This is a genomic window from Edaphobacter sp. 12200R-103 (assembly GCF_010093025.1).
Classification (GTDB): Bacteria; Acidobacteriota; Terriglobia; order Terriglobales; family Acidobacteriaceae; genus Edaphobacter.
Genome location: NZ_CP048114.1, coordinates 3079409 through 3099968 on the forward strand (window position 1 = coordinate 3079409; position 20560 = coordinate 3099968).

A 20560-nucleotide genomic window follows, 5' to 3' on the forward strand; every position below is an offset into this window, starting at 1 on the left:
GGAGCCCGGCTTTGAGGAAGCGCTTCTGTTGTGCAACGGTTCTTCTGGCATGGATGCTGGTCTGCACGGGTGTCTGGGCGCAGAAGGTTCTCGCTCCCACGCCGCCGATGGGCTGGAACAGCTGGGACTCCTATGGCCTGACCATCAATGAGCAGCAGTTCCGGGCGAACGTGGATGCGCTGTCCACGCGTCTCAAACCCGCCGGGTACCGGTACGCCGTGGTGGATGAGGGCTGGTATCTGCTCAATCCGCAGAAACAGAAGAGCGAAGCCTTTCAGTACCGCACCGACCGCTTCGGTCGATACCAGCCCGCGCTCAACCGCTTTGCCAGCGCGAAAGATATCACCGGGTTCAAGCCGGTCAGCGACTACGTCCATGCCCGCGGACTCCGGTTCGGGATTCACATCATTCGCGGCATCCCCAAACAGGCGGTCGCGCAGAACGCACCCATCGCGGCCAGCAATTTTCATGCAGCAGACGCCGCCGATACGACCGATACCTGCCCATGGAACCCGGACAACTTCGGCGTGAAAGACAACGCGGCGGGACAGGCATGGTACGACTCCCTGATGAAGCAGTACGCTGCCTGGGGCATCGACTACATCAAGGTGGACTGCATCGCCTCACACCCCTATAAGGCCGATGAGATTCGCATGATCCATCGCGCTATCGCCAGGAGTGGCCGCCCCATCGTGCTGAGCCTCTCACCCGGCCCTGCGCCTCTGGACAAGGCCAGTGAGCTGGCGGCGAACGCGCAGCTCTGGCGGATCTCCGACGACGTCTGGGATCGCTGGGAGCGCCCACAGAACGAACACTTCCCCCAGGGCGTAAAGAACCAGTTTTCCGTCATCGCGAGCTGGGTCCCGCACGTCGGGCCGGGAAGCTGGCCCGATGCCGATATGCTCCCTCTGGGCACACTGGAGCCGGTGCCGGGATGGGGGCAGCCCCGCGAGACGAGGCTAACCCCGGATGAACAGAGGACGCTGGTCACCCTGTGGGCCATCGCAAGGTCGCCGCTCTTCGTCGGTGCAAACCTCACCAAGCTAGATGGCGAGACAACAAGGCTGCTGACGAATCGAAGCGTCATCGCGATGAACCAGCACGGCCACAGCCAGCACGTGCTCTTTCAGCATGAAGATCTCGTCGCCTGGACCTCGAAGAGTGATCGCGGAACTCAGTATCTCGCTCTGTTCAACCTGGGCGATCAGCCAAGCCACGTCATCCAGCCGCTCAGCGACTTCGGAATTCACTCCGTCCAGTGCTCCTCCCGCGACCTGTGGAAGGAGAGCGGGTGGGAGAAGGTCCGCCAGATCGTCGGCACCATCCTGCCCCACGGAACGCTGCTGCTGGAGCTGAAACCATAGGATGCTGCCGCATACGTGAGTCGAGGTGCCGTCGTAAACCCCGAACCCCGCAGACCGTCATTCTGGTTCCCGTGAGATCGGAGATACATCTACTCCACAGATGAGGAGCGGAAGGATGTCGCTATTCCGGGAGCTGGCGGAACTTGCAGAGAAACTGGCGGGTGAGCCAGGCCGTTTGAGAAAACGCGGTGCGATCGCGGAGGCAATCCGCAGAGTGCATGAGGCTGCTCCCGAAAGAGAGGATGCGGGCCTCTTCGCGCTGTATCTTGCAGGCACTCCATTCGCTGAGGCCGATCCGCGCAAGCTGAACGCCGGGGGAGCCCTGCTGTCCAGGGCGCTTCTGGAGGTGAGTGGAGCTACCCAGGTTGAGCTGACGGCGGCCTATAAGCGCCACGGCGACCTGGGAGCTGCCGGGTTCGATCTGCTCCAGGCGAGGCACAGCGCGGGCAGCGGCCTGACACTGGCCGAGGTTGCCGATACCTTTGCCGCGATGGCAGTAGCGCGCACGACGGCGGTTCGCGCCCGCCTTGTGGAGGAGCTTCTGCGCCGTGCTGCTCCCCTCGAAGCCAAGTACCTGCTGAAGCTGATGCTCGGGGACATGCGCATCGGCGTGAAGCAGAGCCTGGTGGAGGAGGCGATCGCGGCGGCATCGTCCAGCTCCGCTGCCGAGGTGCGACACGCCGTGATGCTGGAAGCCGATCTGTCGCTCGCGGTGGAGCGCGCCTTTGCAGGAACCCTGAAAGAGGCCCGCATGCGCCTGTTTCATCCGCTGGGATTCATGCTGGCCTCGCCGGTGGACTCGCCTGAAGAGGCAGTGGAGCGGTTTGCGGAGGCTTCGATTGGGGAAGGAAGAATTCGTGGTCGAAAAGCAGATCCCTCCACTGCGCTGCGCTCCATTCGGGATGACGGTTCTGGTGAACAGGAAGAGCCGCCTCACATCGCTGCGTTTCTTGAGGACAAATACGACGGCATGCGAGCGCAGGTGCACTGCGGCGATCCGTCGCATCCAGGCAGGGTGGCGATCTACTCGCGCAACAAGGAGGATGTGACCGAGAGCTATCCCGATCTTGAAGAAGCCTTCGCGAAAGTGACTAAGGCGGATGTCGGGCCGCTGATCTTCGATGGCGAGATTCTGGGCTGGGACCTGAAGGAGAGCCGAGCGCTTCCGTTCGCCGTACTGGGTCAGCGTATCGGACGCAAGCGTGTCTCGAATGCGTGGCGGGAACAGGTGCCGGTGATCTTCATGGCCTTCGATCTGATCTATGCCGAGGACGAGCTGCTGCTGGGGCTTCCGTTGCGCGAGCGTCGCAACCGGCTTGAGGCCGTGGTCGAGAAGCTGGTGCAGGTAGCAGTCTCTCCTCTGACCATCGACGAGCGCAGAAAAGCGCCGCAGGGGCTGATCTTCGAAGAGCCCGAAGGCGAGCGGGTGGAGCGCCTGATGCTCGCACCCTCGCGCACCGTCGAGTCTGCCGAAGACATCGATCGCGCCTACGCCGACGCACGCGCGCGTGCAAATGAAGGCGTGATGCTGAAGGCTGCTGACTCGATGTACCAGCCGGGAAGGCGCGGCCTGGCATGGCTGAAGCTGAAGCGTGAGCTGGCGACGCTGGATGTCGTTGTGACGGGAGCGGAGTTCGGTCATGGCAAACGCGCGGGAATCCTGAGCGACTACACCTTCGCCGTACGTGGACCGAACGATGCGAAGGACGGCGAGCTGCTGAATGTAGGCAAGGCCTACTCCGGCCTGACGGATGCCGAGATCGCAGAGATGAGCGCGTGGATGATGGAGCACACGCTCGAGGACCACGGCTTCTTTCGCACGGTGGAGCCGCTGCGTGTGCTCGAAGTGGCATTCAACAACGTCATGCGCAGCGACCGGCACGCCAGCGGATTCGCCCTGCGCTTTCCACGCATCGTACGCATCCGCGATGACAAGCCCGTCGATGAGATCGACACGCTGGAGCGGGTGGAAGAGGTGTATCAATCGCAGGTGGATAAACCAGTAGAACCGAAGAGTGAGGTATAGCGTTATTCGCGCGAAGAGAGTTACCTGCTAAAAAGAGAATTCGATCTACATTGATTTCAATTTTTCCGGCCGAACATCGCGCATAGTTTGATGATGGTTGAACAATCTCTTCTACAGGAGCATCTTTAAGTCCATGGAATACCGTCTTCTTGGAAAATCAGGATTGAAGGTGCCGGAGCTTTGCTTCGGTGCGGGCACGTTTGGTGCGAACAACGAGTTCTTCAAGGCATGGTCGGACACCACGCAGGCGGAGGCTGACCGTATTGTGGGCATCTGTCTGGACGCCGGGCTCAACTTCTTCGATACGGCAGATGTCTACTCCAACGGCTCCAGCGAAGAGGCTTTAGGCAAAGCCCTCAAGCCTCACAGGCGCGAGGACATTCTGATCTCGACCAAGACGACCTTCCGCTTCGGCGAGGGACCGAACAACACCGGCTCCAGCCGCTATCACATGATCCAGCAGCTCAACGGAAGCCTGAAGCGCCTGGGCACCGACTACGTGGACGTCTATCACATGCACGCCTTCGACGCTCTGACGCCGGCCGACGAGGTGCTCTCCACGCTCGACAACTTCATTCGCGAGGGCAAGGTTCGTTACATCGCCTGCTCCAACTTCTCCGGCTGGCACCTGATGAAATCGCTCTCGGTCAGCGAGCGTTACGGCTGGGCGAAGTATGTCGGCCACCAGGTCTACTACTCCCTGGTAGGCCGCGACTACGAGTGGGAGTTGATGCCGCTCGCCCTGGATCAGGGAGTGGGTGCGCTGGTGTGGTCACCGCTCGGCTGGGGACGTCTGACTGGAAAGATTCGCCGCGGTCAGCCGCTGCCGGAGACAAGCCGCCTGCAGACAAAGGTGGTTCTCGACAATGGACCGCAGCCTGACATCGAGCACGTCTACAAGGTTGTCGATGCTCTCGATGAGGTGGCGAAGGAGACCGGCAAGACGATTCCGCAGATTGCGCTGAATTGGCTGCTGCAGCGTCCTACCGTCTCCACGCTCATCATCGGCGCGCGCAACGAGGAGCAGTTGAAGCAGAACCTTGGAGCCGTTGGCTGGAAGCTGACGCCGGAGCAGATCAAGAAGCTCGATCAAGCCAGCGATCTTCCAAAGGCCTATCCCTACTGGCACCAGGTTCAGTTCACTGAGCGAAATCCTCTGCCCGTTGAGTAAGGAATAGAAGAAACCCTCTATGAGTCGCAGTGTCTCCCCAAAGGGACACTGCGATTTTTTGCAGGTCGATTGTCTATACAAATATTTTTTTGCATTTAGTGCTGTTACAACAAATGTCCTAGGTGTTAGACTTCTCTCCGTTCTGCAAGGGTACCCAGGTTCCGCCGTAGGAACCATGATGGAAGCCTCAGAACCCCGGAGACAATCCCTTGAAAATCAGCCTGACTGGCTGGGCTTTATGCCTGGGCCTGGTCCTGCCGTTTGTGTGCGAAAGCATGCAGGCCCAGGATACGAAATTCGATCGCGCCCAAACGGGTCTTGCCCCAATCACGGTTGCCGCTGCAGCCGACGAGAACCTGTTGCCTGCCACCGCAGACGCATCGCACAACAGCATCCGGCAGAGCGTCAGCGTCTGGAACAGGTTCGGCAACTTTTATCTCGCCGACTGGAAGGGGCTCGCGGGGGCGCCAGCGGAACCAGCACCTCGCAGGGCTCTGGATGCGCCTCTGGACTCTCCTCCCTTCCCGTCCTCGGACTGGGGTTATGGGGGATCGACGGCGATCGGGCTGCCGGACTCCAATGTGTATCCGACAATGTCCGCCCTGAAGCAGGAGAAGAATCGCGTCCGTCTCTACGGCTGGGTAGACGCCTCGGTAAATGCCAGCACCTCGTCGGATACGAACTATCCGCTGACCTACGGGTTTATTCCCAACCGCCCGGTGATGAACCAGGCCGTGCTGATATTGGAGCGACAGCCCGATACGGTACAGCGGTCTCACTTCGACTGGGGCTTTCATCTCTCGGGCTTCTTCGGAGCCGACTACCGCTACACCATCGCCAAGGGCTACGGCAGCAGCCAGTTGCTCGAGGACAATCACCAATACGGCTTTGATCCTCTATGGGAATCCGTGGATTTGTACTTCCCGGTGAAGGAGGGCCTCATCGTTCGCTTCGGCCGCTTTCCTTCGGTGCCCGGCATTGAGACTCAGCTGGCTCCCGGCAACTACACCATCAGCCACTCCCTGGTCTTCTCGGCGGCACCCTCCACGGAGACGGGAGCAGTTGCCACTCTTAAGCTGACTCCGCAGTGGATGGTGCAGCTTGGTATCTCAGCAGGACACGACGTTGCTCCGTGGACCGAGGATCGCAAGCCGTCCGCAATTGCCTGCCTGGATTATTCGACCAGGACGAACCACGACAACCTGTACCTCTGCGCCAGCGGCATCAATGATGGCCGATACGCCTACGACAACGTGCAACATTTTGACCTGACGTGGAATCACCGCTTCAACGCGAAGTGGAATACCTTGACCGAGATGTGGGGAATGTATGAGCGCGATGTCCCGAACGTGGCTCACAACGTCGCCGACCCGCTGCCGCCGGAGACCGGAGCCAACGGAGCCTTCTGCGCTGCAGGGCAGCGGAGCTGCCTTGCACCGGAATATGCAGCCATGAACTACCTCAACTACGAGGTAAACTCCAAGCTCTTCGTCGGTCTGCGATCGGACTTCCTCAACGACAAGAAGGGCCAGCGCACCGGTATCGCGGGCAAATATACCGAGAACACGCTGTATGCAACCAAGACCTTCGGCACGACGGTGATGCTCCGGCCTGAGCTGCGCTTCGATCATTCGTGGGACCGGCCCGGTTATAACGGCGGCAAGGCCCGAAACCAGCTCTTCTTCGGCGTGGACCTCATCTACAAGTTCTGAAGGCTGCGGTGTTGTATAACGAAGCGTGGCCTGGGTCCTGATCGCCGCTGAGATTTGGCGCGCAGGTCAACATCTTCCTGGAGTGTGACCGGCCTTGCATCAGCGACTTCTTGCTCTGTCTCTTCTTCTCGGCCTCGTCTCCTGTGCGCCGACACAGAAAGTTCCGGAACAGCCCGCACCGCAGCACATATTTGCGGTGAGCAACGGCCAGTTCACCCTCGACGGCAAACCCTTCCGCGTTATCTCCGGCGAGATGCATTATCCCCGGATTCCGCGCGCTTACTGGCGCGACCGCCTGCGCATGGCCAAAGCGATGGGGCTGAACACCATCACGACCTACGTCTTCTGGAACGTTCACGAGCCGCAGCCCGGCGTCTACGACTTCAGCGGAAATAATGACGTCGCCGAGTTCATCCGCGAAGCCCAGCAGGAGGGGCTTTACGTCATCCTTCGTCCCGGCCCCTACGTCTGCGCGGAGTGGGAGTGGGGAGGCTATCCCGCGTGGCTGCTCAAAGACCACGCCACCGTCGTCCGCTCGACTGACCCGAAGTTCATGCAGCCGGCAGCGCGCTGGATCAAGCGGCTGGGCCAGGAGCTTGCGCCGCTGCAGATCGGCAACGGCGGCCCGATCATTCTGACGCAGGTGGAGAATGAATACGGTTCTTACGGCAGCGATCACGCCTACATGCAGCAGATCCACAAGCTACTGGTCGATGCTGGATTTACAAGGTCGCAGCTCTACACAGCTGATGGGCCGGAGCAGGTTCCCAACGGCTCCCTGCCCGATCTTCCTGTCGGCATCAACTTCGGCGGAGAGAAGGTAGGCGATGCACAAAAGGCCTTTGAGACTCTGAAGAAGGAACGTCCCAATGGGCCGTTCTTCAACAGCGAGTACTGGGCGGGATGGTTCGATCACTGGGGAGGAAAGCACGCCCACACCAATGCCGACGCACAGGTGTCGAATTTGAAATGGATGCTGGAGCAGGGATATTCCGTCAGCATCTACATGTTCCACGGCGGCACCAGCTTTGGCTGGATGAACGGCGCGAACACGGACGGCAAGGGAAGCTACGAGCCCGACGTGACCAGCTACGACTACGACTCTGCCCTCGACGAGAGCGGACGTCCCACACCGAAGTACTTCGCCATGCGCGATGTGATCGCAAAGGCTACCGGCGTGACACCACCGCCCGTTCCGAAGGTCGATCCGGCGATGAGCGTGCCCGCAGTGACCATGCAGGAGACCGCATCGCTCTGGGACAACCTTCCGTTGGCGATCTCGTCCGACCAGGTCGAGAGCATGGAGGACATCGGCCAGGCCTACGGCTACATCCTCTACCGCACCCATCTGAAGAACGACGCCCAGGGAGAGCTGGTGCTCGACCAGGTGCACAGCTACGCGCAGGTCTACCTGAATAAAAAACTGGTGGGAACGATCGACCGCCGTCTCAAACAGACCAGTATGCCGCTGCACGGAACCGCCGGAGCGCAGTTGGATATCCTGGTCGAGAACACGGGTCGCGTGAACTTCGGCAAGACCATCGGCGGAGAACGCGCCGGCATCACGCAACAGGTCACGCTCGCAGGCAAACCGCTCCTCGACTGGGAGATCTATCCGCTGACGATGACGCACGTCGAGAAGCTCCCCTTCGCAAAGAGACCGTGCGAAGGACCATGCTTCTATCGCGGCAACTTCAACCTCGCAAAGACCGCCGACACCTTCCTCGACACATCGGCCTTCACCAAGGGCCAGCTCTGGCTGAACGATCACGCGCTGGGAAGGATCTGGAATGTTGGCCCGCAGAAGACGCTGTACGCTCCCGCACCGTGGCTGAAGACGGGGCAGAACGAAGTGATCGTCTTCGACGCGAAGGGCAAGATAGGCGGGACTCTCCGCGGGTTGGATAAGCCGGAGCTGTGAGGCTGAATCGAAGGGGCTGGAGAGCTCCGGAGGTCTTCCTGAGCAAGACGGAAGGATTTTTGCATTTGCTTCGTAAATCTAAGGTCTTGCTTCAGGAATCGATCGCGCCGTGAGGAGATATGTTCCTAAATACTGATCTAGAAAGGGATGACTCTCGTCCAGAAAGTGTTCCATCTAGGGCATGGGCTATCGCCATAGGAGCTTGCATGCTGCCTATCTATTTGGCATTTTCGGCCTTAGGGTTAGTTGGAAAGGGGACGGTTGCCGCCTGTGCTGTGGGGACGCTAATCCTCGCGGTTAGGATGCACGTGGACCATCTAAGGCTGGTTTGGTTCTGGATTGTCATCGTTGCAATGACAGTCGTAGATGCGCTTCTGGTTGCGTATGTTCCGTTCCCGAACAAAAACTATACGTTCCCTCTCGTGGCGCCCTTCGGCTATCTGGAATACTTGCTGATCAGTTCATGCGTCAGGCTCGCAGATAAGAAAACCAAAGCTTAGATGGCAGCCCGAAGGTGAATCGAGGCCGTAAACTGTCAGCGGGATGCATTCTTTCAATAACAGCAATCAGCCCTAGTGCCCCGCACCCGGATCAAGATGCTCCGGTGGCTTGGGGATGAAGAACAGCAGCGGAAGCATACACGCGCAGAAGATCGCCAGGTACTGGATGATGTCGAGGTACGCGAGCATTCCGGCCTGGCGATGCAGCTGGTTGTAGATGAACGCCTGCGCGGTGTGCGAGGCCTGTCCCAGCATCGGATTGCCGTCTCCATGTCCGCCGAACATTTCTTTCAGCCGTTTTACCTGATCGACAAACGCGGGATTGCCCGTGGTGAGATTTCGTACCATGTGCGTCTCATGCGCCGCCGAAAGGCGCGTCAGCATGGTCGCCATAAACGCCGTGCCGCATGATCCGCCCACGTTGCGGGCAAGGTTCGTCAGGCCGGAGACGTCGTTGTTCTCCGACTGCTTCACCCCGATATACGCGATCGTATTGATGGGAATGAACAGGAAGGCTAGTCCAGACGCCTGGACGATGCGAAGGAACACAAGCCGACCGTAACTGATGTTCAGGTCCATCGTGTGCATCAGAATCAATGCCAGCGTCAGCATGGTGAAGCCATACGCGATCAGCTTGCGCGGATCGACCTTACTCGAAAGGAAGCCGACAACGGGCATCATCGCCATCATCATGAAGCCCGCGGGTGACAGCACCATTCCAGCCAGCTCGGCCGTGTAGCCCAGCAACGTCTGGACAAACTGCGGGATCAGGATGGTCGTTCCGTAAAGCGCAAATCCCAGTACGAACATCAGGGCGAACGAGATGGCGAAGTTTCGCCGCTTGAACAGCGTCAGATTGATGATGGGCCTGTTGCCGGTGCGAAGCTGCCGCAGCTCCCACCAGATCATCGCGATGAAAGCGACTACCATCGTAACGACAAAGAATGTGATGAGCTTTGATCCGAACCAGTCATCCTCCTGGCCCTTGTCGAGCACGAACTCCAGTGAGCCGAAGGTCAATCCCAATAGTCCGAACCCAAGAAAGTCGAGCCGAATGCCTCCCTTCTGCGCCTCTTTCACCTGTTCATGCACATAAGGCGGATCCTCGACGATACGTGAGGTCAGAAACAACGAAAGCAGGCAGATGGGAATGTTGAGGAAGAAGATCCAGCGCCAGTCGTAGTTGTCGGTAATCCAGCCGCCCAGGGTAGGACCGATGGCAGGAGCGACAACGACGGCGAGACCGTACATGGCAAAGGCCTGACCGCGTTTTTCCGGCGGAAAGGTATCAGCCAGGATCGCCTGTTCCGATGGAGCAAGTCCGCCTCCGCCGATACCCTGAAGGATGCGGAAGAAGACCAGCAGCGGAAGCGATGGCGCCAGACCGCACATGGCCGAGCTGACCCCGAACAGCAGGACGCAGATCATGTAGAACTTCTTGCGCCCGATGAACGTCGTCATGTATGCGCCCGCCGGCAGAATGATGGCGTTCGCGACAAGGTATGCGGTCAGGACCCACGTAGCCTCTTCCTGAGTCGAGCCCAGTCCACCGGCAATGTGCGGCAGGGCCACGTTGGCGATGGAGGAGTCCAGCACCTCCATAAATGTCGCCAGAGTTACGGTCATGGCGACAATCCAGGGATTGGCCTTTGGCCGCCAGGCCACTTTCGAGGAGGCTGGACTTTCCTGGGTACGATCGGGCAGTTGGCCGGGTAACTCTAGGGTAGTCGAAGCCATGCGTGAAATTTCGATTCGGGCCTGAAGCCGGGGGATTCAGTTTTTATGTGGAAGTTTTGCCTGTTGCACCGCATACGGTGCAGCAAGCGCAAGCTGGCCGCACCCATGTACGGCAGCCCTTAGCGGGTGTAGTTGCGTGCGTAGGTGTCGCGAGGCAGACCAGCACTGCGAGCCTTCGCTCGAAATGCAATCGCCTGATCGCGCGTCATCGCTCCACCCACCGTTACCAGGTAGGGAGCACGTCCGTGCGGCGAAAAGACCTCCGGATTGAACGCCGGATGTTTTGCCCTCATCTCGTCCGCCTTCTTCTGCGCCTGGTCCTGATGGTTATAGGTGTAGGCGACCACACGCCACTCTGTACGGCCAGTTCCGGCGGCTGCAGCGGAAGCCGGGGCAGGCGAAGTCGCTGCAACGGGTGCAGGCGGGACCGGAGTCGAAGGTACGGGCGCCGATGCGGAAGTGGTCGCGGTACTCTGCGTCGCTGGCGATGTGCCGCTACGGAGAAAGTACCAGCCCAAAGCCAGCAGCACCAGCGCAGCAATCGCTATGGCCGCAATCATCTTCAGGCGCTGCGGTTCCCGCTCCACTGGTCTGACAATCCGATGTCTGACATCCGGAGCCTGGGCAGGGGGCACGGGTCTGGCGGCTGCGTTTGCGGATGCAGCCGCTGCCGTCTCCAGCTTTGTCGGGGGCGCCGGTTGTGTGCTCTCCGCACGATCGAACAGCGGGCCTGCGGATTCTGTCTTCAGTTTCTCCGTCGTCGCTGCGGAAGGCGCCGCAGGAATCTGCTTATTATCGGGCTTCGCAGCGGCAGGTGGCACAGGCGCGGGTGCCGGAGGTTGCTGGGGTTTCGCTACGGGACCGAGAGCCGCAGCCATCTCACTCAATCCCCACTTTCCGCTTAGGCCGTTGCGAATGATTCCATCGAAGGGCGGCGCGAGCATCGTGGCCGAACCTTGCAGGCTTCGCCTACCCGTCATCGCCTGAAGCAGCAATGCGGCCAGTTCCTGTACGTCGCCGGCCTTCCTGCGGCTCGCCTCTGCCTCGTCTCCGTCAGGAGATGCGGCCTCACGCACACAGTCACTGCGCAGCTTGACCGTCTCCCCGGCGGCGAGAACATTCGCGGGATCCAGATGCTCATGCACCAGTCCACTCTGATGCAATGCCGTCAGCGCGCCGATCAGGCTGGCGGCAAGCTGTTTGGTCTCCTCCACGGTCAGGGTGCGGTTTTGCAACAACTCCGCGAGGCTCATCTCGGTCGGTTCCATCACGGCGTAGACCAGCGGCGTGCCGTCCAGCGTGGTCTCGCCGAACTTGCGCATTGCGACCAGATTTTCCTGCTGGATCTCCGAGATCGTCTTCCAGCGCGTCAGGATCTCCGACTCATCAAAGTGCGCTTCAATCAAACGAACCATCGATGGCGTTCCCGTACCGTTGGTCGTCAGAAAGAAGGCGCTCCTCCCCTCCGGGCGGATCAGCTTCTTGAGTGGATACGCCTCAGCAATTGTTCGTCCTTCATAGTCATTCCAAAGTTGCATAAACAGACCATTCCTCAGAGGGTGTTTGGTTGCAGGAGGATGCCCGAGGGCCAAGTGAGACATCGGCCGCTCTCCCGTCTCCCGGAACGTGCGCACAGGAGGAGAAGGCGGCGCGTAACGCTCTTCATTATCCTCCAATGCACCCGGCCTGCTCAACGCGCAGAGCTTTGCATGTGCCTCCGTTGGTTCTCCCCTGTAAGCCGTGCTAGACTGCGAACTTTCCGGCACTCATCGCCTTCGTGCGTTCCTGAAGTCCGGGGAAAGAAGGTGACGATGCATCCCGACCTAGAAAAGATGATCGCTCTCCAGGCTCTCGACCTTGAGGCCCACCGCCTCACCGAGCAGATGGAGGAGCTTCCGAAGCACGTCGCCCGGCTCGGCCAGGACCATGAGGCGGCCCGCAAGAATCTGTCCACCGTCCTCGAGAACCTTGCCCGCGAGGAATCGCTCCGCCGCCAGCAGGAGCTGGACATCAAGGGCCATCAGCAGAAGGCCGCCCGGCTCCGCAAGCAGATGGATGTCGTCACGACGACGGCCCAGGCCTCCGCTCTCGAACACGAGATCGGCTTCGCCGAAGCGGAGATCAGCCGTCTGGAGGACAGTGAGCTGGAGAGCATGGAGCGTACCGAACAGATGGAAGCCGCAAAGAGCGCCGCGGAAGAGACGGTCGCCAACCTGGCCCGCTCCCATGCTGAAGCACGCGCACGCTCCTCTGAGACACTGGAGCGCGATCGCGCACTGCTCGCAGAGGTAAACGCGAAGCGCGAGGCCCTACGACCCACCATCGGCGAAAACGCGCTCTCGCTCTACGACCGCGTCGCCCGCTCGCGCGGAACTGCTCTTGCCGAAGGCATCGACCATAAGTGCTCCGCCTGCCAGATGATGGTGCGGCCGCAGCGCTGGAATGATCTGCGCGACCGGAGCAACGACGAGATCATGCTTACCTGCGAATCCTGCGGAAGGCTGCTCTACTGGGACCCCGCGCGCGATGCTCCGCAGAAGAAGCCCGCGCAGAATGAAAGTATCGCGGCTTCGATTGTGAGAGCGCTGTGAAGAGAATCGCTGTCGACATGGATGAGGTGATGGCGGACGCGCTGGCGGAACATCTGCTGCGCTACAACCGTGATCACGAAGATAAGCTCACGCTGGAAGATCTTCACGGCAAAAAGCTGTGGGACGTCGTCGCCGTCGATCGCCATAACGCGCTTGAGGGCTATCTCCGCTCGGAAGATTTCTTCGAAAGCCTCACCGTCATGCCGGAATCGCAACGCGTCATGCGGCTGCTGCAGCAGAAGTACGAGGTGTTTATCGCGACCGCCGCCATGGAGGTCCCGACCTCTTTCCATCAGAAGTTTCGCTGGCTCGAACGCCACTTTCCTTTTCTTCCGCCGTCGCACATCGTCTACTGCGGCGATAAGAGCGTCATCCGCGCCGATTACCTGATCGACGACAATCCTCGCCAGTTGCGCCGGTTTCAGGGGGAAGGAATCCTTTTCACCTCACCGCATAACGTTGCGGTCAAGGGCTTCCGGCGCGTCAACGACTGGCTCGATGTTGAGAAGCTCTTTCTGGGATAACCGGAGCTCCTGTCTTCGCCCGCACAGCATCGCGAAAGCTCTCCCGTGCCACGGCGGCAAACGCCCTGACGACCGCGCGGTCCTCGCCTCTGCGGTATGCCAGCTCAATGTCGCTCCTCACACGGGCCCCGCGCAGCCCAGGGCACCATACATCTGCTCCTGCAATCTGGCGCACGCACGCAGGAGCGATCGAGACGCCGAGGCCCGCACCCACCAGCCGCAGAATCGTGAGCCACTGCGGAGCCTCCTGCACCACCCGCGGGCGAAAGCCGTGTATCTGGCACAGAGAGATCGGCTTCTCATAGGCCAGGGCACCTGCCGTCGGAGAGAAGAAGACAAACGGATCGTCGCGAAGATCGGCCGTTGAGATGATGCTTCGGCCTGCCAGTCGGTGCGTCCGCGGCAGCACGGCCACAAACGGCTCTGAGAACAGAGCCTCGATCTGCAGACCCTCCGTCGGCCCGCCATCGCGCAGAAAACCCGCATCGACCGTGCCGCGATTCAACGATTGCGCAATGCTCGCGGTGTAAGACTCCGAGAGCTGCAGCTGTACGCGAGGGTACAGGCTGCGATAACGCCCAAGCATCGCCGGCAGTGGCGTCAACATGCTCGAGCCGATAAAGCCGACGCGCAGAAATCCCTCGTCACCACGCCCGATGCTGCGAGCCTCTTCGATGTCTTCGCGAACGCTGCGCAGCGTTCGCCGGGCGCGCTCCAGAAAGACCTCTCCGGCTGCAGTCAGCCGCACCGCACGTGAAGTCCGCAGGAACAGCGGATACCCCAGAATCTCCTCAAGGCGGCGAATCTGCTGCGACAGCGGAGGCTGCGCCAGATGCAGTCTCTCTGCGGCGCGGCCAAAGTGCAGCTCCTCGGCGACAGCGACAAAATAGCGCAGGTGCCGCAGTTCGACATCCCGTTCATCCATAGGTATAACGTCCTGATAGAGACGAACAATATATTGGACGTATGATACGTCAGCCCCTAGCCTTGAGGCATAGGAGCTGGCTCATGTCTTCGACCCTGTGGCTTGCCGATCTTCCGTCCAACGACCTGCCGTCAAACGAGGATTCCATGTCTTCAGCCTCCATCGAACTGCGTCCCTTCCAGGCCGGGGATGCCACCGCTTTTCGCGAACTCAACGAGGCATGGATCAGGCGGCACTTCGGCCTTGAAGACCATGACAACGAGATGCTGTGCGACCCCGAAGGCTACGTTCTTTCCAAAGGCGGCCACATCTTTTTCGCAGTTTCAAGGGGAAAGCACGTCGGGTGTTGTGCGCTGCTCCCGATGTCGACGGGGGTCTACGAAGTCGCCAAGATGGCCGTCGCGGAGTCGTGCCAGGGCCGCGGGATTGGCCGTCGCTTGCTCGCCTACACTGTTGAACAGGGCCGCGCTCTCGGCGCCGACTCGCTCTACCTTGAAACCAACAGCAAGCTCACCAACGCGGTTCACCTGTACGAGTCGCTGGGCTTCGAACACCTTCCGCCCCGTCCCTCGCCGTACGTCCGAGCCAACGTCTTCATGGAACTGCGCTTCTAATGATTGTCCCGGGCTCATCCAGGACAATCATCCGGCGACGTCCTCCAAACGTGCTTCGAACAAAGTGTCATCCTTTTATGCCGGCTGCCTCTCCGAATCGACGCGGTATCTAACGCAACTACATCTCGCATCGCCGGGGAACTGCGATCAGAGCTTAGACATTAGTTCGACACCCCTTAGCTCTCCTTGCCGCCATCCTGCGGTCCGGTCAGGCCATACAGCTCGGCCTCAAAGCGCTGAATCGCAGCCTCGGACCAGGCGTGCGTGGACTTGCGCCAGATGTCGCCCTTCTCCTCCAGAAAGTTCGGGAAGTTCAACCGGCAGTAGCCTGCCCTCTCTCTGAAGTCGTAGAGCGCCTGCGGTATGCCATCCAGATAAAGCACGGCCTGCATGCCATCGCGCGACCACTCCACAGCGGCGATGCGCTCCGGCTCCGGACGCTGATGCTCGGCGTCGCTCTTTGCCAGGGCCTCCACGTTGTAGATCAGCATCGCGTCGAGGATGCTCTCCTCGTGCGTCGTCTGCGAGCGGTCACAGGCATAGAAGTATCCCGCGATACCTTCGTCTTCAAAGACCACCGTCCATGGCGGCGCAGAGGAGTCGGAGGAGAGGAAGGCGAGGCCGGGAGTAAAAGTAAGCGACTGCATATCTCTCTCACGATACGATAGAAGCAAGGCCTTATGGCAATTGATTGGAGAACGAGAGGGCGGTCCACGGTTGAGATTTCCTGAATTTAAAATGGGCTGGCCGCAGCGGCTTGCTGCGCTGCTGCTCTTTCTCTTCCTTGCACAGTGCACCTGGGTTATCTCCCGCCAGCAGCTTTCGACCGACGACTACCGTTTCGCCCGCTGCGGGCGTGAGATGTGGGAGAATCCCTCGCCGCTGGCCGGGTACTTCACCTCCTGCGGCAACCTGAACGGTGACGGAACCTTTGGATACCGTGTCGCCGGGCTTCCACTCACCGCGCAGCGGCTGGTGCTTCTGGCCATCGATAAAACGCGCAGCCCGGAGAATCGCCTCTACGCCGGCGGCCTCAGTGGCTCCACGTGGGAGGCCCGCCACGAGCTATCGAGCGTCAAATTCCTTCTGCATCTTCCCTTTGTCTTCTTTGCCATCTGGCTGGGGGCCGGCCTATGGTGGGTCTCGCGGCGCCTCTTCGGCAACGAAGGCGGATTCCTCGCGCTCGCGCTCTACTGCTTCTGCCCTGAGGTCGTCCGTTACAGCGTGTCGCCCAACAACGACGTGCTCGCCATGTGGGGACTCTACGGGCTGGTCTATACCGCAATCGGGGTCGCTCACGCAATGCAAGGGCCTCGGCATAAGTGGCGTCCCCGCATCGCCCTGCTGATTATCGCGCTGGGCCTTACCGCCGCAGCGCATCTTCTTGCCGCCATCGTCGGATTTCTGGCTGCCGTGGCCTTCATGATGTACCTGGCCGAACAGCGCCGCAGCTACGTCCTCCAGATCCTCATCTTCTCCGCCATCGGAGCACTGATCGTTCTCTTCGCTTTCTACTCCTTCCGGCTTCCGGCCTTCAGCTATGTCTTCACCGGGGGCGGTGCGCGTTTCTGGTTCTCGCTCAATGCCCTCAAGACCTTTTTCACCACGCCCGCGAATGCGGCCATCACTGTCGCAACAGTGGTTTGCCTCATTCTCTATGCGGGAATCCGCCGCTGCCGCTACTTCGGCAACACCGCTCCGTTTCTGGTGGTTCTCGCGCTGCTTCCACTGGTGACCACCCAGACCGTGGCGCGACCGTGGTTCTGGGCTCTGCCCTTTCTTTTCACCTTCATCGGCGGAGTCTTCGCGGATATTCTGGAGACACGTTATCGCAAACTGTTTCTTACGCTCACAGGCCTGATCCTGGCTACACAGGCCGTTGCATGCATCACAGTCTTGAACGCCATTGCTCATCAAACGTAGCGATCAGGCCGTGGATGGCCTGAACTCTCGGGACGGGTCCATTTTGATCAAATCTGCTCTTCGCTCCGCCGGTATACTCTCGCTGCTGGCACTGCTTTTTACCTTCTCCGGGTGCCATCGTCATCGCAAGACCACTTCGGCTCCCAACACAACCGACTACTCCGACGACATTCAGTCGCTGGTCGCGTTCAGCAGGCTCAGCTTCCTCCGCTGGCCCAACATCTCCGACTATGAGCCGTTGGTAAAAACCTTCTATGACGATCGCAACTACGAGATCGCCTGGACCCGTGACGGCAAGCCTACCCCTGCCGCGCAGGGCTTTATCAAGGCCTTTGCCGAGGCAGCCGATAAGGGACTGAATCCCGAAGACTACGACAACTCCCGCTGGCCCGCCCGCATCCAATCGCTCTCATCGGGCCACGAGGATGTGGTCGCGAAGTTCGATGTCGCAATGACCGTCAATGTCATGCGCTTCATCTCCGACCTCCGCATCGGCCGCGTCAATCCGCAGCACTTCAACTTCGGCATCGACGTGGCCAACAAGAAGTACAACCTCGCCGAGTTTATCTCCGATCACGCCGTCGACATCACCGATGTTCCCAAGCTGCTCGCCACCGTCGAGCCGGACTCGGACAACTATCGCCGCACCGAAGATGCCCTGACTCACTACGTTGAGCTCGCGCGCCAGGAGCCTGCCGGTTCCGCAGCACAGCCACTCCCCACAGTTACAAAGTCTCTGAGCATTGGCGAGACCTATCCGGCGGCCGGCCAGCTCGAGCAGCGGCTCCTCCTCGAAGGCGATATCGCATCCTCTGCCGAGTCTGCCACCCAGGAGAAGACGGATGACGCCCCGCATGTCATTACAAAGCGCATCAGCGAAGGACTACGCGCCTACCAGGAACGGCATGGTCTCACCATCGACGGAAGGCTGACGTCCGAAACCGTCACAAGTCTCAACGTTCCTATGTCGCAGCGTGTTGCCCAGCTTCAATACGCCCTTGAGCGCTGGCGCTGGCTGCCCGATCCCTACCTGAATCCACGGCTGCTGGTAAACCTGCCTGAGTTTGTCCTGCGTGCCTATAGCCCTGACCATAATCTCGAGTTCAAGATGAAGGTGGTCGTCGGCAAAGTCATCGGCGAGCACCAGACTCCCGTCTTTGCCCGCATGATGCGCTACCTGGTCTTCCGGCCTTATTGGAACGTGCCTACCAGCATCGTCCGCAAAGAGCTGATCCCACATATTCAGGCAAATCATAACTACCTCGAGTCGAAGAACTTCGAGGTCTACAACAACAAGGGGCAGACGGTATCGGATTACACCGTAAAGCAACTTGCGCAGGGCGGCCTGATGGTGCGGGAAAAGCCCGGCCCAAGAAATTCGCTGGGACTGGTGAAGTTCATGTTCCCCAACCAGTACGACATCTACCTGCACTCCACGCCTGCAACCGAGCTCTTCAATCGAACGCGCCGCGACTTCAGCCACGGGTGTGTCCGTGTGCAGAAGCCCGCCGACCTCGCGGCATGGCTGCTCGACGGACAGAAGGACAAGGACGGAAAGGAGTGGAGCCTCGACAAGGTGCAGCAGGCCATGAATGCAGGCCCCAACAACTATCAGGTCAACCTCAAGACGCCGATTCCCATCGTCATCTTCTACGTCACCGCCGAGGTCGAAGAAGACGGCCACGTTCATTTCTTTAACGACATCTATGGCTACGACGAGAGCCTGAGAAAGACCCTCGAAAAGGGACCGCCGTATCCCATCCGGCCCGACGCGGTAGCCTCCAGGCCAAAGACCGATAACACCGTCTGATCCAGGGGGCCTGCGCTCTTAAGAAAAAGAGAGACTCCGCCCAAAAGCCGTTTCCGTCAGGAGTCATCTTCCCGTCGTCATCCTGAGCCACGCTTGCCCGCCGCTATCCTGAACGTAGTGAAGGATGACGATCTCTCAGCAGCTACACCTAGCCTTATCAGCTCCATTCCGGATCACCAAAAGAAACACCCCGTCACCGGACGGGGTATTTCTGCGTTGCTATTTCGTTTCGAGCTACTCGGCGGAAGCGCTGGTGACTGCCTCAGCCTCGGGCTGGTCGCTCTTTACGGTGACCTTCACGTGGCTGGTGACCTCGCGGTGCAGCTTGACCGGGACATGGTACTCGCCCAGCGTCTTCAGGGGCTCGTCGAGCGAGATCTTGCGACGATCGACGGTATAGCCCTTGGCCTCCAGCTCGTGCGCGATGTCGCTCGAGGTGACTGAGCCGAACAGGTGCTCGTGCTCGCCCACCTTGCGCTCGAAGACCAGCTCGACTTCGCCGAGCTGGGTGGCAAACGCCTCAGCGTCCACCTTCTCGCGCGCCGACTTGCGGACGGCCGAAGCCTTCATCTGCTCGATGACGGCCTTGTTGTTTGCAGTCGCTTCGATGGCGAGCTTCTGCGGCAGCAGGTAGTTGCGCCCGTAACCGTCCGCGACCTTGACGACGTCGCCGCGGTGGCCGAGCTTGTTGATGTCTTCCTTCAGAATGACTTCCATTGCAATGTCTCCGTTCCATGGTCAGGCCCTGCACACAAGGGCATGGGCCTCGACGAAAAGTTAGTAGCGCGTGGCAAATGCAAGCAGGGCGATGTTGCGCGACTGCTTGATGGCCTGCGAAAGCCTCCGCTGATGGCGCGTGCAGACGCCCGTCAGGCGGCGCGGAACGATCTTGCCGCGCTCAGCCACAAAGCCCTGCAGCAGCCGAACATCACGGTAGGAGATCGCGTCGATCTTTTCGGTGCAGAACTTGCAGACCTTCTTGCGCCGGAAGAACTTTCGTCCGCCCCCACCGGGGCCACCTGCGGGGCGGGCAGGCCGGGGGCCGCCAGGACCGGAGCTGGGACGGGATGAGGGAGCTTGCTGTTCGGGGGATGGAGTGCTGGTTGTCTCGTCAGCCATGAGTCATTTCCTCTTTCGTGGTTGGTGCCCTCGTCGCTCCAGACACGCTATGGAGTCTCTGGACATATCGCCCTGCAGGAACGGTATGGAAGCGTCTTCAGGCAAATGGTCTTGCGTCATGCGGTGTTCCGTTGGAACGCCGCAGATCCTTTGTTATCCGGCGCGAACTAGACCGCTGCAGTCTCTGCAGAAGGGCTCTCCGCCACAGGAGCTTCGGGAGCTACTGCCTGCTCAACGGCGCTGCGCTTCACCTTGCTGTCGCGGATTGCCTTGATCTTCGCCAGGCGCTTCTCTTCCTCGTCGATGCGCACCGTGATGAACTTGATCACCTGCTCGGAGACGCGCAGACGACGCTCGATCTCACCGACCAGAGCACCCTCGGCGACGATAGTCATCAGAACGTAGATACCGTCGTTGAACTTGCGAACCGTGTAGGCCAGGCGGCGGCGGCCCATCTTCTCGGTCGACTTGACCTCTCCGCCACCGTCGGTGACATTCTTTTCGAAGCCTTCAATCAGCTTGTCGAGGTCTGCCTCTTCCACGTCCGGACGGACGATGTACATCACTTCATAAGTACGGCTCATGCGTTTCACTTCTTTCTGCGAAGTTCTTCTTCGCACCGC

At 60.0% G+C, this 20560-nt stretch carries 18 protein-coding genes; 11 read left to right on the top strand and 7 right to left on the bottom strand.

Going from position 1 to position 20560, the window contains the following annotated elements; genetic code table 11:
• Positions 1-11: 11 nt before the first annotated feature.
• From GWR55_RS12795 to GWR55_RS12820, 6 genes are all read left to right on the top strand, one after another.
• On the top strand, positions 12-1364 hold the full coding sequence (locus tag GWR55_RS12795) for a glycoside hydrolase family 27 protein (protein WP_238398384.1): 1353 nt from the start codon (positions 12-14) through the stop codon (positions 1362-1364).
• Between the two features lie 115 nt (positions 1365-1479).
• On the top strand, positions 1480-3390 hold the full coding sequence (locus GWR55_RS12800; protein WP_162402614.1) for an ATP-dependent DNA ligase: 1911 nt from the start codon (positions 1480-1482) through the stop codon (positions 3388-3390).
• 133 nt (positions 3391-3523) lie between these two features.
• Positions 3524-4561 carry an aldo/keto reductase gene (locus GWR55_RS12805; protein ID WP_162402615.1) on the top strand — a complete coding sequence of 346 codons (1038 nt, stop codon included), beginning with the start codon at positions 3524-3526 and terminating at the stop codon, positions 4559-4561.
• A gap of 209 nt (positions 4562-4770) precedes the next feature.
• Positions 4771-6273, top strand: coding sequence for an outer membrane beta-barrel protein (locus GWR55_RS12810; RefSeq protein ID WP_238398385.1), 1503 nt, complete (start codon positions 4771-4773; stop codon positions 6271-6273).
• A gap of 94 nt (positions 6274-6367) precedes the next feature.
• Positions 6368-8194 carry a beta-galactosidase family protein gene (locus GWR55_RS12815; protein WP_202925508.1) on the top strand — a complete coding sequence of 609 codons (1827 nt, stop codon included), beginning with the start codon at positions 6368-6370 and terminating at the stop codon, positions 8192-8194.
• Positions 8195-8400: 206 nt separating this feature from the next.
• The gene (locus GWR55_RS12820; protein WP_162402616.1) at positions 8401-8694 is read left to right on the top strand and encodes a hypothetical protein; all 294 of its coding nucleotides are present in this window, start codon (positions 8401-8403) and stop codon (positions 8692-8694) included.
• 72 nt (positions 8695-8766) lie between these two features.
• Here the strand turns inward: GWR55_RS12820 and GWR55_RS12825 are convergent, their stop codons facing one another.
• Both GWR55_RS12825 and GWR55_RS12830 read right to left on the bottom strand, forming a co-directional pair.
• Complete coding sequence (locus tag GWR55_RS12825; protein ID WP_370521140.1) at positions 8767-10359, bottom strand: DHA2 family efflux MFS transporter permease subunit; 1593 nt, start codon at positions 10357-10359, stop codon at positions 8767-8769.
• Positions 10360-10550: 191 nt separating this feature from the next.
• The gene (locus GWR55_RS12830; protein ID WP_162402618.1) at positions 10551-11969 is read right to left on the bottom strand and encodes an SPOR domain-containing protein; all 1419 of its coding nucleotides are present in this window, start codon (positions 11967-11969) and stop codon (positions 10551-10553) included.
• Positions 11970-12242: 273 nt separating this feature from the next.
• On the opposite strand from GWR55_RS12830, the gene GWR55_RS12835 reads away from it, so the two are divergent.
• Positions 12243-13022: a zinc ribbon domain-containing protein gene (locus GWR55_RS12835; protein WP_162402619.1), complete on the top strand. Its 780-nt coding sequence runs from the start codon at positions 12243-12245 to the stop codon at positions 13020-13022.
• The gene (locus tag GWR55_RS12840; RefSeq protein WP_370521141.1) at positions 13019-13546 is read left to right on the top strand and encodes a 5'-3'-deoxyribonucleotidase; all 528 of its coding nucleotides are present in this window, start codon (positions 13019-13021) and stop codon (positions 13544-13546) included. The genes GWR55_RS12835 and GWR55_RS12840 overlap by 4 nt, the downstream gene beginning before the upstream one ends.
• Here the strand turns inward: GWR55_RS12840 and GWR55_RS12845 are convergent.
• Positions 13506-14471, bottom strand: a complete 966-nt coding sequence (locus GWR55_RS12845; RefSeq protein ID WP_162402620.1) for a LysR substrate-binding domain-containing protein — start codon at positions 14469-14471, stop codon at positions 13506-13508. The two genes, GWR55_RS12840 and GWR55_RS12845, sit on opposite strands and share 41 nt — an antisense overlap.
• A gap of 83 nt (positions 14472-14554) precedes the next feature.
• On the opposite strand from GWR55_RS12845, the gene GWR55_RS12850 reads away from it, so the two are divergent.
• Entirely contained in the window at positions 14555-15085 is a 531-nt protein-coding gene (locus GWR55_RS12850; RefSeq protein WP_238398386.1) for a GNAT family N-acetyltransferase, read from the top strand.
• A gap of 176 nt (positions 15086-15261) precedes the next feature.
• Here the strand turns inward: GWR55_RS12850 and GWR55_RS12855 are convergent, their stop codons facing one another.
• The gene (locus GWR55_RS12855; RefSeq protein ID WP_162402621.1) at positions 15262-15732 is read right to left on the bottom strand and encodes a DUF2251 domain-containing protein; all 471 of its coding nucleotides are present in this window, start codon (positions 15730-15732) and stop codon (positions 15262-15264) included.
• A 91-nt stretch (positions 15733-15823) separates the two neighbouring features.
• Here GWR55_RS12855 and GWR55_RS12860 point away from each other — a divergent pair, with 91 nt between their 5' ends.
• Together GWR55_RS12860 and GWR55_RS12865 are read left to right on the top strand one after the other, a co-directional pair.
• A complete protein-coding gene (locus GWR55_RS12860) occupies positions 15824-17008 on the top strand; it encodes a hypothetical protein (protein WP_238398387.1) in 1185 nt (394 codons plus the stop codon).
• 43 nt (positions 17009-17051) lie between these two features.
• Complete coding sequence (locus GWR55_RS12865) at positions 17052-18818, top strand: murein L,D-transpeptidase (RefSeq protein ID WP_162402623.1); 1767 nt, start codon at positions 17052-17054, stop codon at positions 18816-18818.
• A gap of 234 nt (positions 18819-19052) precedes the next feature.
• Here GWR55_RS12865 and rplI read toward each other — a convergent pair whose 3' ends face one another.
• The 3 genes from rplI to rpsF form a co-directional block, all read right to left on the bottom strand.
• Complete coding sequence (gene rplI, locus GWR55_RS12870; RefSeq protein WP_162402624.1) at positions 19053-19535, bottom strand: 50S ribosomal protein L9; 483 nt, start codon at positions 19533-19535, stop codon at positions 19053-19055.
• Between the two features lie 60 nt (positions 19536-19595).
• Positions 19596-19937 carry a 30S ribosomal protein S18 gene (rpsR, locus tag GWR55_RS19605; RefSeq protein WP_162402625.1) on the bottom strand — a complete coding sequence of 114 codons (342 nt, stop codon included), beginning with the start codon at positions 19935-19937 and terminating at the stop codon, positions 19596-19598.
• A 167-nt stretch (positions 19938-20104) separates the two neighbouring features.
• On the bottom strand, positions 20105-20521 hold the full coding sequence (rpsF, locus tag GWR55_RS12880) for a 30S ribosomal protein S6 (protein ID WP_162402626.1): 417 nt from the start codon (positions 20519-20521) through the stop codon (positions 20105-20107).
• Positions 20522-20560: the final 39 nt, after the last annotated feature.